15 protein-coding genes and 1 pseudogene are annotated in these 16,447 nt (G+C 68.9%); 7 read left to right on the top strand and 9 right to left on the bottom strand.

What is annotated here, in order from left to right:
• The first annotated feature begins 183 nt into the window (after positions 1–183).
• On the top strand, positions 184–327 hold the full coding sequence (locus KCH48_RS41445) for a hypothetical protein (protein WP_210582813.1): 144 nt from the start codon (positions 184–186) through the stop codon (positions 325–327).
• Positions 328–650: 323 nt separating this feature from the next.
• Positions 651–1,301 (top strand): hypothetical protein, encoded by a 651-nt coding sequence (locus tag KCH48_RS41440; protein WP_210582812.1) that lies wholly within the window; start codon positions 651–653, stop codon positions 1,299–1,301.
• Between the two features lie 6 nt (positions 1,302–1,307).
• On the opposite strand, the gene KCH48_RS42750 is transcribed toward KCH48_RS41440, so the two are convergent.
• The 3 genes from KCH48_RS42750 to KCH48_RS41425 all read right to left on the bottom strand — a co-directional run bounded on the left by KCH48_RS42750 (position 1,308) and on the right by KCH48_RS41425 (position 3,543).
• Positions 1,308–1,526, bottom strand: coding sequence for a hypothetical protein (locus tag KCH48_RS42750; RefSeq protein ID WP_246886736.1), 219 nt, complete (start codon positions 1,524–1,526; stop codon positions 1,308–1,310).
• 17 nt (positions 1,527–1,543) lie between these two features.
• A complete protein-coding gene (locus tag KCH48_RS41430) occupies positions 1,544–1,984 on the bottom strand; it encodes a VOC family protein (protein ID WP_210582811.1) in 441 nt (146 codons plus the stop codon).
• A 614-nt stretch (positions 1,985–2,598) separates the two neighbouring features.
• Positions 2,599–3,543, bottom strand: coding sequence for a LysR family transcriptional regulator (locus tag KCH48_RS41425; RefSeq protein WP_210582810.1), 945 nt, complete (start codon positions 3,541–3,543; stop codon positions 2,599–2,601).
• Positions 3,544–3,833: 290 nt separating this feature from the next.
• Here KCH48_RS41425 and KCH48_RS41420 point away from each other — a divergent pair, with 290 nt between their 5' ends.
• Positions 3,834–4,139 carry a DUF6355 family natural product biosynthesis protein gene (locus tag KCH48_RS41420; RefSeq protein ID WP_210582809.1) on the top strand — a complete coding sequence of 102 codons (306 nt, stop codon included), beginning with the start codon at positions 3,834–3,836 and terminating at the stop codon, positions 4,137–4,139.
• A gap of 189 nt (positions 4,140–4,328) precedes the next feature.
• Positions 4,329–4,703: a peptidase inhibitor family I36 protein gene (locus tag KCH48_RS41415; RefSeq protein WP_210582808.1), complete on the top strand. Its 375-nt coding sequence runs from the start codon at positions 4,329–4,331 to the stop codon at positions 4,701–4,703.
• Between the two features lie 129 nt (positions 4,704–4,832).
• Here KCH48_RS41415 and KCH48_RS41410 read toward each other — a convergent pair whose 3' ends face one another.
• From KCH48_RS41410 to KCH48_RS41395, 4 genes are all read right to left on the bottom strand, one after another.
• Positions 4,833–5,204, bottom strand: coding sequence for a fic family toxin-antitoxin system, toxin component (locus KCH48_RS41410; RefSeq protein WP_210582807.1), 372 nt, complete (start codon positions 5,202–5,204; stop codon positions 4,833–4,835).
• A complete protein-coding gene (locus tag KCH48_RS41405; protein ID WP_307841093.1) occupies positions 5,201–5,458 on the bottom strand; it encodes a hypothetical protein in 258 nt (85 codons plus the stop codon). Before KCH48_RS41405 ends, KCH48_RS41410 begins: the two co-directional genes overlap by 4 nt.
• Before the next feature lie 1,028 nt (positions 5,459–6,486).
• Positions 6,487–7,014, bottom strand: a complete 528-nt coding sequence (locus tag KCH48_RS41400; RefSeq protein WP_210582806.1) for a hypothetical protein — start codon at positions 7,012–7,014, stop codon at positions 6,487–6,489.
• Positions 7,015–7,069: 55 nt separating this feature from the next.
• Positions 7,070–7,831: a sulfite exporter TauE/SafE family protein gene (locus tag KCH48_RS41395; RefSeq protein ID WP_210582805.1), complete on the bottom strand. Its 762-nt coding sequence runs from the start codon at positions 7,829–7,831 to the stop codon at positions 7,070–7,072.
• A gap of 83 nt (positions 7,832–7,914) precedes the next feature.
• Here KCH48_RS41395 and KCH48_RS41390 point away from each other — a divergent pair, with 83 nt between their 5' ends.
• A complete protein-coding gene (locus KCH48_RS41390; RefSeq protein ID WP_210582804.1) occupies positions 7,915–8,865 on the top strand; it encodes a LysR family transcriptional regulator in 951 nt (316 codons plus the stop codon).
• Between the two features lie 31 nt (positions 8,866–8,896).
• Here KCH48_RS41390 and KCH48_RS41385 read toward each other — a convergent pair.
• Positions 8,897–10,311, bottom strand: a pseudogene (locus KCH48_RS41385) (aldehyde dehydrogenase family protein).
• A gap of 114 nt (positions 10,312–10,425) precedes the next feature.
• Entirely contained in the window at positions 10,426–11,193 is a 768-nt protein-coding gene (locus KCH48_RS41380) for a crotonase/enoyl-CoA hydratase family protein (protein ID WP_210582803.1), read from the bottom strand.
• A gap of 133 nt (positions 11,194–11,326) precedes the next feature.
• Between KCH48_RS41380 and KCH48_RS41375 the strand changes: the two genes are divergently transcribed.
• Positions 11,327–12,661, top strand: a complete 1,335-nt coding sequence (locus tag KCH48_RS41375) for a PLP-dependent aminotransferase family protein (RefSeq protein WP_210582802.1) — start codon at positions 11,327–11,329, stop codon at positions 12,659–12,661.
• 1,277 nt (positions 12,662–13,938) lie between these two features.
• Positions 13,939–16,017 carry an NACHT domain-containing NTPase gene (locus KCH48_RS41370; protein ID WP_210582801.1) on the top strand — a complete coding sequence of 693 codons (2,079 nt, stop codon included), beginning with the start codon at positions 13,939–13,941 and terminating at the stop codon, positions 16,015–16,017.
• Positions 16,018–16,447 lie beyond the last annotated feature (430 nt).

The raw sequence follows: 16,447 nt of genomic DNA, 5'->3' as shown, positions 1-16,447 counted from the left end.
ATCCACACCCAACTGAGACCCGGACACCGCCACAGGTCAGCCACCTTTCGGAAGCCGGCTGGAGCCGTCGGCCGTCAGGTCCACCCCCGTGCAAGTGCAGCTGCTCGGTGCCGCAGTCCTGGACCAGGCACCGGTCGCCGTGCCCGCTGCCGCGCCACCCACTGAGCCCTGCACCCCGCGCCGTTGAACCTGCCGACCACACCAGCCACCCTGCGGCTGACCGTACCCACGTCCGCCGATGCCGAACACAGCACCGAGATGGACATCCTCACCCGCCTGTGCCGCCCTCACCCCAGCAGACGGGAGAACTTCTCGACCGGCTGGTGACCACACGCACGCTTAGGCCTGGCATCACAACCGGGAGACCGACGAAGCGTTCTGGCAACTGCCCCAGCCCCGTGTACGAACCGGCCCTGCGGCACGACCCCGCAGGTATCAGGCCTCGCGGCTTTGAGGCTGGTCTCGGGCAGAGGAGATCGCATGAGAGGAACAAGCGGCTCCGTCTGTCCGTACTATCTCAACGCAAGACACCTTGCAGCAGTAACGGCACCACTGCAGCGCCGCCAGCACAACCCAAGAGGGATGCGGCCCGGCCCAAAGCCGCCCCGCAGAGCCTGCACCACGGCCGCAAACCGAGGAAGGGTCAACACATGTCCGAGAGCACGACCACCACCACTGAACTGACATCGCACTACATCGCCCAGGTGACCGGCGACCTCGAGCGCAACCTCAAGGAGCAGGAACGCATCGGTGCGGAAATCACCGCCCTGCAGGAGCAGTTGTCCGCCCTGCAGCAGGACCACACCGTGCTGGTGAACATGCAACAGGCACTCGGCATCCCGGAAGCACCAGCTGAGCCCGCGGCCGCGCCCGAGAGCGCCGCAGTGCCCTCCCCCCGGAAGAAGACCGACGCCGGGCCGAGCGGCAAGCGGCAAGCCAGGAAGACCACGGCCGCGCAGGGCAGTCCGACGGCCAGGAAGTCCGCCGCCAAGAAGCCCCCGGCCAAGGCTGCGGCCGCCGCGAAGACAACACAGCCCACCCTGGTGGAACTCATCCGCCGCCACCTCACCGAGCAGAGCGAACCGCGCTCCGCGGTGGAAATTTCCACCGCGCTCAGCCAGGCCCATCCCGAGCGCGGAATCAAGCCCAAGGTCGTGCGCGTCACCCTCGAAGGACTCGTGGCCAAGAGCCAGGCTCAGCGCACCAAGCAGGGCCACTCGGTCTTCTACACCTCCCCCGACGCCCCGGAGCCGACAGCTGCGCCTGCGGCCAAGGAACAGGCCGAAGGCACCGACCGCTGAAGCCACTCAGCAGCCGCACACCATCCGACTGCTGGGACCGCAGGACGCGGCGCCCGGCTGCGACGCAGCACCCTTGAGCGCACGCCGAATCTTCTCGATCACGACTGGTCTCCCGTTTCCTGTTTCGGTGCGAAAGCGCGACGTAGGCAGGCGGGTCACGTCACGGGCCAGCAGCTCCCGGCTGATCGGACGGTTCAGAACCTCGATGATCTCGTTCAGCTGCATGGCTCGGTTCCTCCTTCTCAGCGCAGTTGCTCGGCCAGTCCGACGATGATGCCCTCCGGGCCGCGGACGTAGCAGAGCAGATAGCTGTCCTCGAACCGGGCGATCTCTCCGACGAGTTCGGTGCCGTGAGGGCGCAGGCGGGCAACGGTGTCCTCGAGGTCGTCGACGGCGAACATGACGCGGTGCGTGCCCAGAATGTTGTGCGGCCGGTTGCGCGGCCCAGCGCTGATCACCGCGGGGCTGCGGTACTTCGCCAGCTCGAGTCGGCTGTGACCGTCCGGGGTCCGGACCATCGCAATGTCACAGCGGACGCCGTCGAGTCCGGTGCACTGGTCAGCGACTGGGCCCTCGACCTCCGCCCTGCCCTCCAGCTCCATACCGAGTTCCACGAAGAACGCGATGGCGGCATCCATGTCCTCGACGACGATGCCGACGTTGTCCATCCGCTGAATCGCCATGCCGGTTCCTCCTTCTTCCTCGTGCGGCCGATGGTGGCCGCTGATGTCCCTGGGACGGAGCCGGTGGCACGTTCTCGACATCCGCAGACCGCCGTATGCGCTGCTTCCTGGACCTGCGTCAGGAACTCGACTCCGGGCACCAGACGGAGGGCGACCTTGACCCGGTGACCGGCTGACCAGCCGTGGACGCCGCTAGAGACGGAATGGTCGGAGGTTCCCCTCGCGCCCGACCACGGGCCCGACCAAGACCGGTCCGGTCATCGGTCACCCGGGCGGCCGATGGGCAAGGTGAAAGGCATAGTGCGTGACGTGAACACTGCCAGAGCTGATGCTGACCACCTCCCGGTTGAACAGCAGCACGTGGCTGCCAGCAGGAGAGGCGGCAATGCCCTTGATGAGGGAGCCCCCGTACTGCCGGTTGAGGAGTCCGCGCGAGGTGAAGTCGCCGTGAGAGCAGGACCACCGCGATGCCTGATTCGTCGACTGTTCGCCTCCACCGCTGGGCCGTCCCGACGGCACAACGCTAGACGCGGGCACTGACAACAGGGCGGTGCCGGCCCGGCCAGTGCCGCCTTCAGGGTGCCCTGTCCCGGAGCACCGGAGTGTGCGGCGGGTCAGTGGCCAGGGTGCTGGGAGTACGTACGGGCGGCGTACCGGGCGGCGGTGATGGTGGGCGCGTTACGGCGGGCGGCGAGCCAGGCCAACGACGAGGCGGACGGGGACAGTCCGGCGACGTCCACGTACCGGACGCCGGGGCGGGGGAAGAAGCCACGGGCGGCGGCGGGGAGGAAGCACATGGCCTCGCCGGCGGCCACGGTGTGGAGCAGCGCTTCCATGTCGGGCACGACCGGCCCGTACTTCACGGGGCTGCCGTCGGGGCGTGGGTCCACCGCCCAGAAGTCCCGCCACACCCGAGGTAATCGCGGTGGCATGCGGACCACGGGACGGTCGGCGAGCTGCTCCAGCGCGACCCGCGGCAGGGCCGCCAGGGGGTCGTCGGCGGGCAGGCAGGCCACCCGTGGTTCCGAGGCCAGGTGATGGGTCTCGATACCGTCCGGAACGGGCGGGCGCAGGAAGACCACATCGACTTCCTGACGGAAGAGTGCATCGATGTGGTCGACGAAGCTCGGAGTGACCACCTGGATCTCCATCCCAGGTTGCCGTTCCTTCAGAATCCGCAGGACGGCCCGCGTGTGCGGCATGGCGGCCTCGGCCCCGATGGTTCCCACGGTGAGCCTGGCGGAGAGCTGACGGGACTGCGCACCGGCGACACGGCGGAGCCGGTCGATGCCCGCGACGGCCTTCCGGGCTTCGGGAATCAGCGCCTCTCCGGCCGTGGTGAGTTCGACCGTGCGACTGGTACGGCGGAAGAGCTGCACCTCCAGCCGCTTCTCCAGGTCGCGGATCTGCTGGCTGAGAGCGGACTGGGAGATGAACACGCGCGCAGCGGCGCGGCCGAAGTGCAGCTCCTCGCCCAGCGTCAGAAACAGCCGTAACTGGTGAACGCTGGGTTCCGCGATGCCCACGAGCCTCGCTCTGGCCCCCCTGCCTGGCGCCATAACGTCCTCCTTATCGTGTGGCGAGGAATCTCCATGATCGAACCCGCTGACAACCATGGCGCCCTCCTGCATTCTTCTGATGTCGCCCGAAACGCCGGAGAAACCGGCGGACACGGGCGATGTCCTTGCAATGTCCGCACGACGGCAACAGGCACTGTCTGCCGGGCATCTCGCATGTCGCACGTGTTCCTCCGGCACCCCCTGCCCCGGCCTCGACACCGGTGCTCGCCACAGGAGAAGAGCATCACCAGCTGGACATCGTTCCGTTGGACCAGTCGTCAAGGAGTTTCATGGGTAAGAAAGTCAGCAGTCCGCTGCGCATCGCCGCGGCCGTCGTCAGCGCCGCTGCCCTCGCCGGCACGGCGCTCACCTCAACCGCCCAGGCCGCGCCCGCGGGAGACGTCTCCGCCATGGCATGCGGTTACTACGAGACGGGAGACACCGCCTACTACGGCCACTGCGGCACCAATCGCATCATCATCGAGATCGATCTGGACTGGACCACGACCGAACGCTACCAATGCGTCGGACCGGGTGAGACCAACCTCGGCAGTACCGACGACATCGACTTCGCCCACTACGTCGGGGACTGCTGACACACAACGGCACTCCGCCCAGGCGGTCGACACCGCCACATGACACAGCGGAAACACCGCGCTGCCATATGCATCACCGCACGTGCGGACCGGGGAGGCGGGCATGCCGACGCAGGCCGCCCCGCCTCCCCCACCCGGCCGCACGGCACGACCACCACCGACCACGGCAACAGGTTTCGAGGACCAGTCATGCGCGTTCGTACCGTGAGCATCGCCGCCGTCTCCGCCGCCCTCGCGGCGATCTTCGCCTCCGCGCCCAGCGCCTCGGCCGAACCGGACCCGCCGGGCTGCCCCCGGGGCTATTTCTGTGCCTGGCAGGGTCCGGACCGCACAGGCCCCATGGTGGTGCGGACCGCGGGAAACTGGAGCGGGTGGGCGTACTACCAGTCGTTCTTCAACAACGGCTACCCGTCCCCCGGTTACGACCACGTCGACATCCACTACGACTGGCAGGGGCTGCAGGACAAGTTCTGCGTCCACTACAACCCCGGCCCCGGCACGTACAGCGGCAATGTCTCCCCAGGCGTCGTGATCACGGGAGTCACGTGGCGCGGGGAGTGCTGACGCGCGGCCTGACTGACGTCGCGAGGCCTCTGGTGGCGCCGTGCCGGGCAATCAGCGCAAGCGACGCCGCCACTCTCCCCCGGCCCACTGAGCCGCGGTGGCCTGAGGCGATCACCACCCGGATCGGGATCAAGGTTTCCAGGTGCGCAGGAAGGAGGTGATCCGGCCTGCGGTGCAGCGCGGGTTGTTCAGCTCGTGGGCGAGCGCAGTGAGTTGTTCGCGGGTGGGGTTGACGGGGATGTTGCTGGCCTCGAGGTACATGACGGCGACGGCGCAGGCGGCGGTGAGGTTGGAGCGCTCCAGCCAGCGGCAGCGGCCCAGGGTGTGCACCAGCGCGGCGGCGCGGGCGTAGGCGCCGTCGTAGACAGGGGTGTCGAGGAGTTCGCCGCGGTGGCGGGCGACGGCAGCGATGGGGACGCCGTAGTCGTCGACGCTGGGGTCGTGGTGGCCGGCCCGTTCCGCTACTTCGAGAATCCAGGATTCGTCGACGTGCAGGATCACGCGGCGGCGCCCGACTGCGGGTCGGCGTACGGCGCGTCGAGCTGCCGCTCCAGATCGTCGAGGAATGTGCCGTGCTCGTCGATGAGGCGCTGGGCGGCCGCCATGCCGGCGGCGCGGGCGCCCGTGGTGTCCTCGATGATGAGGCGCTCCACGTACTTGTTGAAGTCGAGCCGACGGGCGTGCGCGGCGGCCTTGCCAGCCGCGAGGACGTCCTCGTCCAGCCGGACCTGTGTCTGCTTCTTCGTGGAAGTCACACCAGCATGGTAGCAGGGTGGTAGCAGTCCAGGGCGCACCGCCGGGCCGTGGAGGCAGCGATGTCCCGTACGTCTCGTCGAAGCAGTCGTAATGCCCCTGGAACCACCACTGCCCCAGCTGCAGCAGCCCGAGGGACGCGACCATGGCGGCGTGGCCGAGCGCGTTGTCCGGCGGGCCGCTCGGAGTGGGCGGCAGCGGCACCTCGGCCACGAGTGGGCAACTAGCCGCCTCGGAGCGCCATGAACCCCGCATGCGACCGCACCCAGGAGCCGCTGGTCAGCCTGCGCGCGGCCGTGATCCTCCTACTGGCCGTCCATGTTGCCGTCTCCGCGGCAGTGCTCACCCTTCTCTCCGGCAGCCCGTGGCCCGCCGCCGTGCGTGGGTCATCGGCGGCAGGTCGGGGGCGGGCGCCAGGGCGCCGAGCCCGGGCAGGTAAGGCTGGCCGAGGTGGCCAGGATCCACAACGTGAGCGCATCCACCGATTCGACACCTTCGCAACAGAGGTCGAACCGGCGTCGGTTGATTGCTCAGTTCGACCGGGACGGTCAGAACTGAGTTCCACGCCGACAGTAAAGCTCAGGTACAGCAGAGATGAGGGGTCGGGTGGCGAGGCAAGGGCCCTGCCACGGGCGGATGGCGGCGGGCAGGATCCGGGTCGTGGTTCACGGATCACGTAGATCCTGACGACATGTCGGCTCGTCAGGATCTACGCCTGCACGCTTCACCGTACGGCTCGTCACCGATCGCGCCGACATCCTCGAACGTTCCACCGCGGGCCTTGGGCAGCTCCCCGGTCCGGGTACTGCCGACCCAGCCGCACCCGGACTCGAGCCACTGAGTTGCTGCCCGAGCGATATTTGGTCGCCGATGACCTCTGGCAGGACCGCCCAACGCCATCACCATCACGGCGGCGCGGTCAGCGGGTCTCGCCCGAAGAGCGCCTCCCGCTCGTTCTGGAAGCGCCGGGTGGCGCTCTTGACCTGTTCGGCGCCTTGCGTGTTGTCAAGGTCGTGGAGTTCTCAGTGAGTCAGGAGGTGTCCCTCTGAATCAAGCCTCCGGAGACTGGTGCGGTGCCTAGGTCGCTGTCGCCGTCCTGGTGACGCAGTACCCAGTCGTCGAGGTCGAGGGCTGTTTCCAGCGGTTCCCTGACGATGTGGGCGCGCAAGCTGGTCACCCCGCCGACGGAGCCCGAGTGGGTCCCCTCTGGTGGGAGCAGGTCTTCCCGGAAGGCGGCTTCGGACAGTGCGAAGCGCACCCGCGCGGTGTGGGCAGGCACGTTCAGGATGTCGCCGATGACTTGCCAGTCGGCGCCGCCCACGCGCTCGAACACGGCGGCGGCGTCGAGGAACCGCTGCGCGGCGGTCAGTACGCGGGCGGCATCGGCCAGCACGGTCCCTGGCGCACGGGCGGTGCCGTCGGGGTTCAGCTCACGCTCGCCGATCGGGACGGCGGCACGTGCGAGGTCGGCCAGTTCGCAGGCTTCGTAGGCCATCAGCAGTCTCGCTCGTGCCGCGTCCGTGTACGGTGCGGCAGGTCCCGGGCTGCTTTCCGTCATGTCGTCCGCCTCCGCTCCCGGTGATCAGTGAGGACCGCTGCTTCTTCCTCTGTGGTCAGCCGCGCAGGAAGTACAGGACCGTCGTGATCACGGCGGTCGCCAGGAGGATGCCCCGCAGCAGCCAGGCGGGGAGCCGGCGGGCGAGGTGGGCGCCGGCGAAGCCCCCGGCCACGGCACCGATCAGCATCGCGGTCAAGAGCAGCGAAGCGCTCAGTGCGTCCGAGGCGATGAGGAACAGCACTGTCGCGCTGAGGTAGATGGCCGCGAGTTGAGTGATGCGCATCGGGTTGCTGACTGCGGCGTCGAGGCCGAGGCCGATGCTCCACAGGGCCAGCATCAGGATGCCTACGGCTCCGCCGAAGTATCCGCCGTAGATGGCGAGGAGGAACTGTCCGATCAGGACGGCTCGTGAGCTCATGCTGACGGAGCGGCCCAGGGCGCTGCTCAGCGCCCGGGAGAGGTGGCGGCCGAAGGCGAGGATCACTGTGGCGAAGGCGAGCAGCCACGGTGCCGCGGCGTCGAACGACGACGCGGGCAGTACCAGTACCAAGGCGGCCCCGACGCCGCCGCCGATCACACTGATGGCTGTCAGTGCCTTCGTGGAAGCAGGCCCGACAGGGGTCAGTTCACGTCGGTACACCCATGCGCTGGCCACGGCGCCGGGGACGAGGGCGACTCGCGACACCGCGTTCGCGGTCACCGGTGGCAGGCCGAAGGCGACGAGGGCGGGGAGCGCGACGAAGGTGCCTCCGCCCCCTATGGCGTTCAGGGCTCCGGCGGCAACACCGGCCAGCAGGACAAGAGAAAACTCGATCACAAGCCGAGCATCACCCGTTGACGAGCCGTTCCACAATGCGGAATCGGCATACTCAGACTAAGGCTGGGCCTTAGTCTAAGGGGGTGCGCTATGACCTGGATGACCTGCGGCTGTTTCTCCACATCGTCACGGAGGGGTCGATCACGGCGGGTGCTCATCGCATGCATCTGAGCCTGCCCTCGGCCAGCGCCAGAGTGCGCTCGCTGGAGCATCAGGTCGGCGTGGCGCTGCTGGTCCGCGGTCGACGGGGCGTACAGCCCACGCCGGCGGGGACGACCCTGGCCCGCCACGCTCGTGACGTGCTCGACCAGACCGCACGGCTCGAAAGCGCCGTCGCGAGCTACACCCAGTCCCCGGCCGCGCCGCTGACCCTGCTGGCCGGCGGCTCCGCCATGCACCGGCTCGTGCCGCAAGCGCTGATCTCGTTCCTTCGCGCCCATCCGGACACCGATGTCGCCGTGTCCGAGAGCCGCACCCCGCAGACCGTGCGGAAGCTCGCCGACGGCGAGGCGGACCTGGGGGTCGTCCTCGATGACGAGGCCGGCGACTGCGGCCTGCGCATGGAGGGTCTCGGCGACGACTCCCTCGTCGTCATCGGCCAAGCCGGAGGGATTCTTTCCGGGCGGACCGCGCTGGCCTACAGCGAAGTCGCCGAACACCCCCTCGTCGGCCTCGACGCCGGCTCCTCTCTGCGCCGCTGGATCGAGAAACACCTGGGGCCCCACGCCCCGGTGGTGCGCCACCGCACCACCGTCGCCAGCCTGAGCGTCCTCGTCTCCCTCGCCGCCGCCGGCGCCGGGCTCGCCGTCGTACCGCGCCGCGCCCTTGACCCCCACATGAGCCTCGACGTGTGCGAACTGCAGGATTCCTGGGCTCGCCGTCACCACCTACTGGCCTGGGGCGTCAAGGACGGCGCCGCGCCGACGGCCACCGCAGCGCTCGCCGAACATCTGCGCCACGCGGCCCAATCGGAGCCTTCCCTCCGCACCGCACACGAAGACTCCGCCGGCTGGCAACCCGGCTACGACGGCTGACCGAACCTCGCGGGGACAGCCTAGTGTCCTCTCAGATCTGGATGGTCTTCGTCTCGAGGAATTCCGCCAGACCCCGCCTGCCCAGCTCCCGGCCAATGCCGGACTGCTTGTAGCCACCGAACGGAGCGAGCAGGTTGAAGGCGCCCCCGTTGACGTCGATCTGCCCGGTGCGGACCTGCCGCGCGAAGGCGAGTGCGCGATCCTGGTCGGCCGACCAGACCGCACCGTGCAGGCCGAAGGCGGAATGGTTCGCGATCGCCAGAGCTTCGTCGTCGCCTTCGAACGGGATGATCGAAAGGACAGGGCCGAAGATCTCCTCCTGTGCGATCACCGAGTCCGGATCGACTCCGCCGAACACGGTCGGCCGCACGAAGTAACCGCGATCGAAGCCGTCGGGCGCCGCGCTGCCGCCGGTCACCAGGCGCGCACCGGATTCAATGCCCTGCCTGATGAACTCGCGTACCCGGTCGCGCTGGGCGCCGGAGACCAGCGGCCCGAGCTTGGTCTTCGCGTCGAGCGGGTCTCCGGGCACGAAGCCCTCCGCGATGCTCTTCGCCAGCTCCACAGCCTCGTCGTGGCGCTGGGCAGGGACGAGCATGCGGGTCCAGGCGGTGCAGGTCTGCCCGCCGTTGAGGAACGCGTTGGCCACGCCCACCTTCACCGCGGTGCCGAGATCGGCGTCGTCGAGGATCACGTTGGCGGACTTGCCGCCGAGTTCGAGCGTGACGCGCTTGATCGACCGTGCTGCGAGTTCGGCGACCCGGGCGCCGCCGCGCAGAGAACCAGTGAAGGAGACGACGTCCACGTCCGGGTGGGTCACCAGTGCCTCTCCCACGCCGGGGCCGTAGCCGCTGATCAGGTTCACCACGCCGGGAGGGAAACCAGCCTCGTGAATGGCGTCGAACAGCTGGTAGGCGGCGAGGGGTGCCACTTCACTCGGCTTGACCACCACGGTGCGCCGGCGGCGAGCGCGGGCGCGATCTTGCAGGTGATCTGGTGCAGCGGGTAGTTCCACGGCGTGATCGCCGCGACGACCCCCGCGGGTTCGGTGAGGATCAGCGAGTTGCCGATCCGCTCCTCTGGCTCGTCTTCCTGCAGCAGGTCGATGTAGCTGGCGATGTCCGTCAAGGGGAGTGCGGCCTGGATCCGGGTGGCGATACGCATCGGAGTGCCGACGTCGGTGGCGATCGTCTCGGCGATCTCCGCCGAGCGTTTGGCGAGGCCATCGTGCAGCTTGCGCAGGTATTCCGCCCGCTCAGCGCGGGACGTCGCGGCCCAGGCGGGGAACGCCGCGCGTGCTGTCCGCACTGCCCGTTCCACGTCCGCGGCAGTGCCGTTGGGAATGACACCGATCACGTCCTCGGTGGCCGGGTTCTCCACGGTGATCGTCCCCGCCGTGCCCGGCGTCCATGTTCCGTCCACATAGATTGCATTGCGGTCGATCAAGATGCCCTCCTGCCCTGATCCTCGTCTGTCGTCTCGAAGAACGACGTGGGTCCTTGTTTCACGGTGAGGTCGGCGCTCCGGAAACGGTCACGTCGAGCGCGTCGCCTCAGTCGGCTAGGCCCGTCCGTCGAGGAACCGTCGCAGGCCAGTCCGTACGCCGTCGGTGGGGACGGTGGCGGCGAAGCACGCCGCCTCGACCGCCAGGCCCTCGTCGATCGGCAGGTTGATGCCGCGGGTGACCGCGCGCAGGCAGGCCGCTACGGCCGTCGGTGCGTGCCGGATGATCCGCCCGGCCAGCTCCTTCGCAGCGTCCAGGAGCTCGTCGGCCGGTACGACGGTGTTGACGAGGCCCAGCTCGGCAGCCCGGGCGGCCGGGATCGGGTCGCCGGTCAGGATCATCTCCAGGCCGCGCTTGCGGCCGACGTGCCGCGGCAGGCGCTGGGAGCCGCCGAAGGGCGGCGGGAAGCCGAGGGTGATCTCGGGCTTGGCGAAGGTCGCGTGCTCCGCGGCGATCGCGAGCGGGGCGGCCTCGGTGATCTCGCAGCCACCCCCGTAGGCGAGGCCGTTGACCGCGACGATCACCGGCTTGGGGAACTCCTCGATCCGCCGGGTCAGCGTGTGGCCCCGGCGCACGATCTCGCGCAGCGCTCGTTCGGGCCCGTCGGCGATGCTGGCCGCCAGCGAGGGGATGTCCGCGCCCGCGCTGAAGGCCCTCTGCCCGGCGCCGGTCAGGATGACCGCCCGGATGCTGTCGTCGGAGTCGATGAGGTCGAGCTGTGCGAGCAGCGCGTCGATCGTCGGATAGTCCAGGGCGTTGAGCTTCTGCTCCCGGTCGATGGTGATCACGGCGACCTGGTCGTCCCGCTCGATACGCACGGTCATGCCGGTTGCTCCGTTTCGCCTGGGTTCGGACCCACCGAGGCTACGAGCCGTAATCCAGGACGATCCAATAATTGTCCTAGATACAATGGAGCCCGTATTCCCACATCCCTCCGCGACGGACAGCAGGTGCCGCATGCGACCGTCCTCCTACAAGGCCGTCGTCCACGAGTTCGCCGCAGCCATCCGCTCCGGTGCGATCCCGGCCGGCACCCGCCTCCCGACACACCGCACTCTCGCCCGCGATCGGCGGATCGCGCTGGCCACGGCCACCCGCGTCTACGCCGAACTCGCCGCCCTGGGCCTGGTGGTGGGAGAGCCGGGCCGGGGCACGTTCGTCCGGGTGCGCTCCGGCTACGACGGGCTCGAACCCTCACGCGCTCTGCCGGTGCCCAGGGTGGCGGACCTGTCGTTCAACCAGCCCCTGGCCCCCGGGCAGGGCGACCAGCTGCGACAGGCCCTGCGCACGATGGCGGCATCGGGAGACGTCGAGGCGCTGCTGCGCCAGCACCCCCCGGGCGGACACCGCCACGACCGGGCAATCGTGGCCACGTACCTGCTGGAGCGGGGCATCGACACGGTGCCGGACAACGTCCTGCTGACGAGCGGAACCCAGCAGGCACTCGACATGGTGCTGCGCACGCTCACTCGGCCTGGCGATGTCCTCGCCGTCGACGCGCTCAGCTACCCGGGCATCAAGCTCCTCGCCTCGGCACACAGCCTCAACCTGGCCCCCATACCGGTCACGGCCACGGGACCGGACCTCGACGCGCTCGATCAGATGTGCCGCGCCCGGCCCGTCCGCGCGATCTACACGATCCCCACCGTGCACAACCCGCTCGGCTGGGTGCTCAACCGGGAGCAACGCGAGCATCTGGCCACCCTCGCCAGCTCACACAACTGCCTGATCATCGAAGACGGCACCTACGCCTTCCTCGAACCCTCGCCCCCACCACCGCTCCAGGCCCTCGCGCCCGAACGCACCTGCTACGTCGCCAGCCTGTCCAAGAACGTGGCACCCGGCCTGCGCTTCGGCTTCGCCGTCCTGCCCGACCGCCACCTGGAAGCAGCCACGAGCAGCCTCCGTGCCGCGGCCTGGGGAACACCAGGAGTCGTCACCGCACTCGCCACCAACTGGATCACCGACGGAACGGTCACCCGCCTGGAGAAAGACCGCCGCGAGGACGCAGCCGCCCGACAGGACATCGCCCGCGCCGCCCTCGCCGGCCTGGACATCACGGCACACCCGGTCTCTTACACCGTGTGGCTCGCTCTGCAGTCGCATCAGCGCCCCGATCACGCCGCTGCCGTACTCGCGGAGCAGGGGATCCTCGTGTCCACCGCGGACGCCTTCGCCACCGGACCCCACCGTCCCCGAGCACTCCGCCTGGCGTTGGCCACACCGTCCCGAGACGAGCTCGGGGCCGCATTGCGCAGCCTCAAGGACACGCTCGACGCCATTCCCCCATGACATGGTCCCGGGGCAGTAGCCCAGGGCTGGCTGCGCCTTTCTAACTCAACACGCAGCTGTCCTGCGACGGCTCGGACAGTGCGCTCGTCGGAACTCATGCCCTGGTAGGTCTCGATGGCCAGCGCTACGGCCCGGTCATACTCGGCGAGTTGGGCTCGGAGATCATCTGTCATGAGATGTGAGCTTATCGCTGGCCGGTGGCGGCACCCGCGCGCTGGCATTCGGACCCGCTCTGACCTCGCTCCCGCTGACAGGTCCCCAGCCTGGCGTCGCTGCCGCACTGACGGCGGCACGGGCGCGACGGCCCCGCCGACGCGCAACCGGCCGAGCGCGCAACTGGCCTCGGCTGCCGTGACGACGTCGTATCCCTCGTACCAACGTGGATCGCCGACAGGGGCGGGCGACATGCCCAGGGAAGGGGCGACTTCGGCCAGGGACCGGTAGTCGCCTCTGCGCCCCGGGGCCTGCCGCAGCCGGTAGGCCAGCACCGCGCTGTACGAGCCGTCGGCGCGGTGAGGCGAATGGCGTGCGGCCACAACAGGCTTGCGAACACGCGGTACACCGGGCGCCGCACGCGGGCCCACTGCTCCGGGTCGCTGTCGATCAGGTGCATCAGGTTCATCGCACGATGGTCGGCGCGCTCGGGTCCGCCGACACATGGGGAGTCGGGTATTGGAACTGCCCGAATACGCCGCGGGAATGCGAGGCCCGGCTGATCACCAGTTCCTCTGTGGTGGTACTTGTCGATGTTCGCGCGGCTGGCAGGACGTGATCGGTGTGGGTTTTCCCCGGACCATGCTCGGACCCGCGATTGTGGACTGAGTTGCCCCCCACTGCCGTCCGCCACCTGGAGCTGATCAGTGGCCACCGTGCGTGAGTTCCCTTCCGGGTGCCCCTTTGGGGGGATGAGCGATCCGACCAGGCCATCCCGCCTTGTCCGTCGGGCACGATGCGCTGTATGTGCAGGGGGACTTCATGGTTCCAGCGGTCGCTGTGGGCCGTCGGCCTGGTGTCGGCGTGCTCCGGTGTGGCCGGCTTGGTGTGGACGGCACGCAAGGTCATACGCGACGAGCTCAAGCTCGATGTGCTGACCGGAGTGTTCAGCCTTGGCCTGAGTGCCCTGGGGCTGATCGTGGGCGTGGCCGCGCTTGCGGTCTCCTGGCTCGGCTACCGGGCCGACCGGCATGAGCATGCGGCCCAGGTCCCGATCGGCGACATAGCGGACAGCTTGGCCTTGGCCGTACGGGGTCAGTGGGAGGCCGAAGCCCAGCTGCGGCGTGAACGACCCCTACCCGCTGCCCGTCTCCTGGCGCCCTGCCGAAAGCGACCTGGTGGAGCCCTGGCCGCTCCTGGTGGAGATGGCTGCCCGCCACGGTCGCCAGGACGACTGGGCTACGTGCCCGCAAGACCTGGCCGGTACCGACACCGACATCACCGACGTTTTCCTGGCTCGTGCCCCGGGGCGTCGCCTGCTCGTCCTGGGCGAACCCGGCGCCGGCAAGACCATGCTGCTCGTCGTCCTCCTGCTCGGCCTGCTCGACCGGCGCAGCCCAAGGGACCCGGTACCGGTCATCTTTCCCCTTGCCTCATGGAACCCCCGTCACCAGAGCCTGGACTCCTGGATGGCGGACCGGCTCACGGCCGACTACCCCGCCCTGCGCGGGCACATCGCCGAGCAGGGTCGATTGAACATGGCCCGGGTCCTGCTGGAACGGCGCATGATCCTTCCGATCCTGGACGGTCTCGACGAGATCGAGCCCTCCGCTCGCAGCACCGCGCTCGCCGCCATCAATACCGCCCTGCCACCGGGACGACCCGTGGTCCTCTCCTCGCGGCGCACCGAGTACGGTCAGGCGCTCAGCCCGGCCACCGGCGTTCCCCAACGGCTCAACGGCGCTGCGGGCATCGTCCTTGAGCCACTCACACTGCATACAGTCGCCCGCTACCTGCGCCGGGACGCCGGCGGCGAAGGCACCCCGACCGCTGCCCGCTGGGATGCGGTCCTCGAGCGCATGACCCACCGGTCCCCGCTCACCGCCGTGCTCGCCACACCACTGGCCCTCTTCCTGGCCCGCACCATCTACAATCCCCGCCCCGACGAAGTCGGCCCCCATCTTTCCGACCCCGCGGAACTGTGCAACACACGGCGCTTTCCCGACGAAACCGCCCTGCGCACCCACTTGTTCGACGCCTTCGTCCCCGCCGCCTACCGCCCGCACTCCCTCCACCCTTGTCCCTGGACGCTGGCTCGGGCCGAACACGTCCTGCGCAAGCTCGCCCAGCACCTGGAGAACCGACGGCACGGTGGGGTCGACATCGCCTGGTGGGAACTGCGCTACGCCCTCCCCGCCCCGTTGCTCACCTTGTTCACCGCATCCACGATCGGTCTGCTCGGGTTCGTGCTCTCGGCGGTGGGCTACACGGCCAGTGCCCTACTGAGGTATTACGGGTTCAGCGACGAATACTGCACGGGGCCCTGCATCAATCTGGCACGACCCTGGTTCACGGGCTTCACGATCTTTCCGGAATTCCTCGCCGCCGAACTGGCGCCAACTTCCACATTTGACGAGGTCTACCCCGGGGAGAGCTCCCAATGGCCGTTTCTGGCCTGGCCGTTCGGCCTGCCGGCTGCCGGGTTCCTCGTGATGCTCTGCTTTCTCGTTGATGGTGTGGCACGGCTGAGAAGCCGCTTCCTCCCGGCCCGGCGCCTGCGCCTGTCGTTCAACTCGCGCACCATGGTCCTGAGTCTGCTGTGTACGCTCACCACCTGGCTGCTGGTCACGCAGGACTTCGGGCGCCTGGCCGGTCTCTCCTGGGCCGCTGTTGCCTTGTCCATCTGCGCCATCATCACCGGGTTGACGGCGATTCCTGCCGATGCCCGCACAGCCGCTTCGCCCAAGGCCGTGTTCCGTGAAGACCGACGCAGTTGCGCGCAGTTGCTCCTTGCTCCTGTCCTTGGCGGCAGCCTCCTCTTCGCCCCGGGAATCATGCTCGGGCATATCGCGGCCAACGAACACTTCGTCCTGAACGGCTACTCCGTCTCTGTCGCGAGCGGTGTCGGATTCTGGGTGGGAACCGTCATTGGCCTGGCGCTCGCACTGAACCGGACCGCCTGGGGACGGTTCACCCTGATCCGCCTCCATCTGGTTCTGCGGTGGCGGCTGCCCTGGAATGTCATGGCGTTCCTCGACGACGCCCACCGGCATCGCGGTGTGCTGCGGCAAGCCGGATCGGTCTACCAATTCCGGCACGTCGACCTCCAGCGACACCTCGCATCCCCAACCGCAGCTCCACCGGCCAGACCGTCGGCGCCGCCCCCACCTCCTGTCGATCCGTCCCCGTGTCCAGGTACATGAGCGTCACGGGCGGGAACCGGGGATAACAGTGGCATGTAGCTGATGGAGTGACGCGGTGACGGCACACCATCGCGCGTACCGAGGGCGAATCTGATCTTTCAGGAGGAAGGACGAGAATGCTGCCGGAGGCAACGGCCGTGCTGGCCTCGGCAGGAGCACTGCGGTGGTGCAGGCCGCAAGCACAGACGCGTGGACAGGGGTTCGCCAGCGGGCGGCCCATTGGCTCGGCCGATGAAACCCACAGCGCGAGAGCATGGAGCGCCGTGGCTATACGGCACTCATGGCAGCCGCGACCGCGTCGACCGCCCAAACGTCCAACAGGTCGACGGCGGCCCTGGGATCGTTGCGGGCGATGCCCCGGAACATGCCGTGAAGCCCCCGCACAGCGCACAAGGGCAGCCACCAGCGGCCAGCCTCATCGTCGGCCCAA

Source organism: Streptomyces sp. GESEQ-4 (assembly GCF_017948455.1).
Taxonomy (GTDB): Bacteria; Actinomycetota; Actinomycetes; order Streptomycetales; family Streptomycetaceae; genus Streptomyces.
Note: the sequence above shows the minus strand (reverse complement) of the source record. Positions and strands in the feature narration are given on the sequence as shown.

Coding starts and splice junctions, on each gene's coding strand:
- KCH48_RS41380 (WP_210582803.1), bottom strand. CDS start 11,193: ATGACCGTGCGTATCGAGCGGGACGACCAGGTCGCCGTGATCACCATC.
- KCH48_RS41375 (WP_210582802.1), top strand. CDS start 11,327: ATGCGACCGTCCTCCTACAAGGCCGTCGTCCACGAGTTCGCCGCAGCC.
- KCH48_RS41430 (WP_210582811.1), bottom strand. CDS start 1,984: ATGGCGATTCAGCGGATGGACAACGTCGGCATCGTCGTCGAGGACATG.
- KCH48_RS41415 (WP_210582808.1), top strand. CDS start 4,329: ATGCGCGTTCGTACCGTGAGCATCGCCGCCGTCTCCGCCGCCCTCGCG.
- KCH48_RS41425 (WP_210582810.1), bottom strand. CDS start 3,543: ATGGCGCCAGGCAGGGGGGCCAGAGCGAGGCTCGTGGGCATCGCGGAA.
- KCH48_RS41420 (WP_210582809.1), top strand. CDS start 3,834: ATGGGTAAGAAAGTCAGCAGTCCGCTGCGCATCGCCGCGGCCGTCGTC.
- KCH48_RS41400 (WP_210582806.1), bottom strand. CDS start 7,014: ATGACGGAAAGCAGCCCGGGACCTGCCGCACCGTACACGGACGCGGCA.
- KCH48_RS41440 (WP_210582812.1), top strand. CDS start 651: ATGTCCGAGAGCACGACCACCACCACTGAACTGACATCGCACTACATC.
- KCH48_RS42750 (WP_246886736.1), bottom strand. CDS start 1,526: ATGCAGCTGAACGAGATCATCGAGGTTCTGAACCGTCCGATCAGCCGG.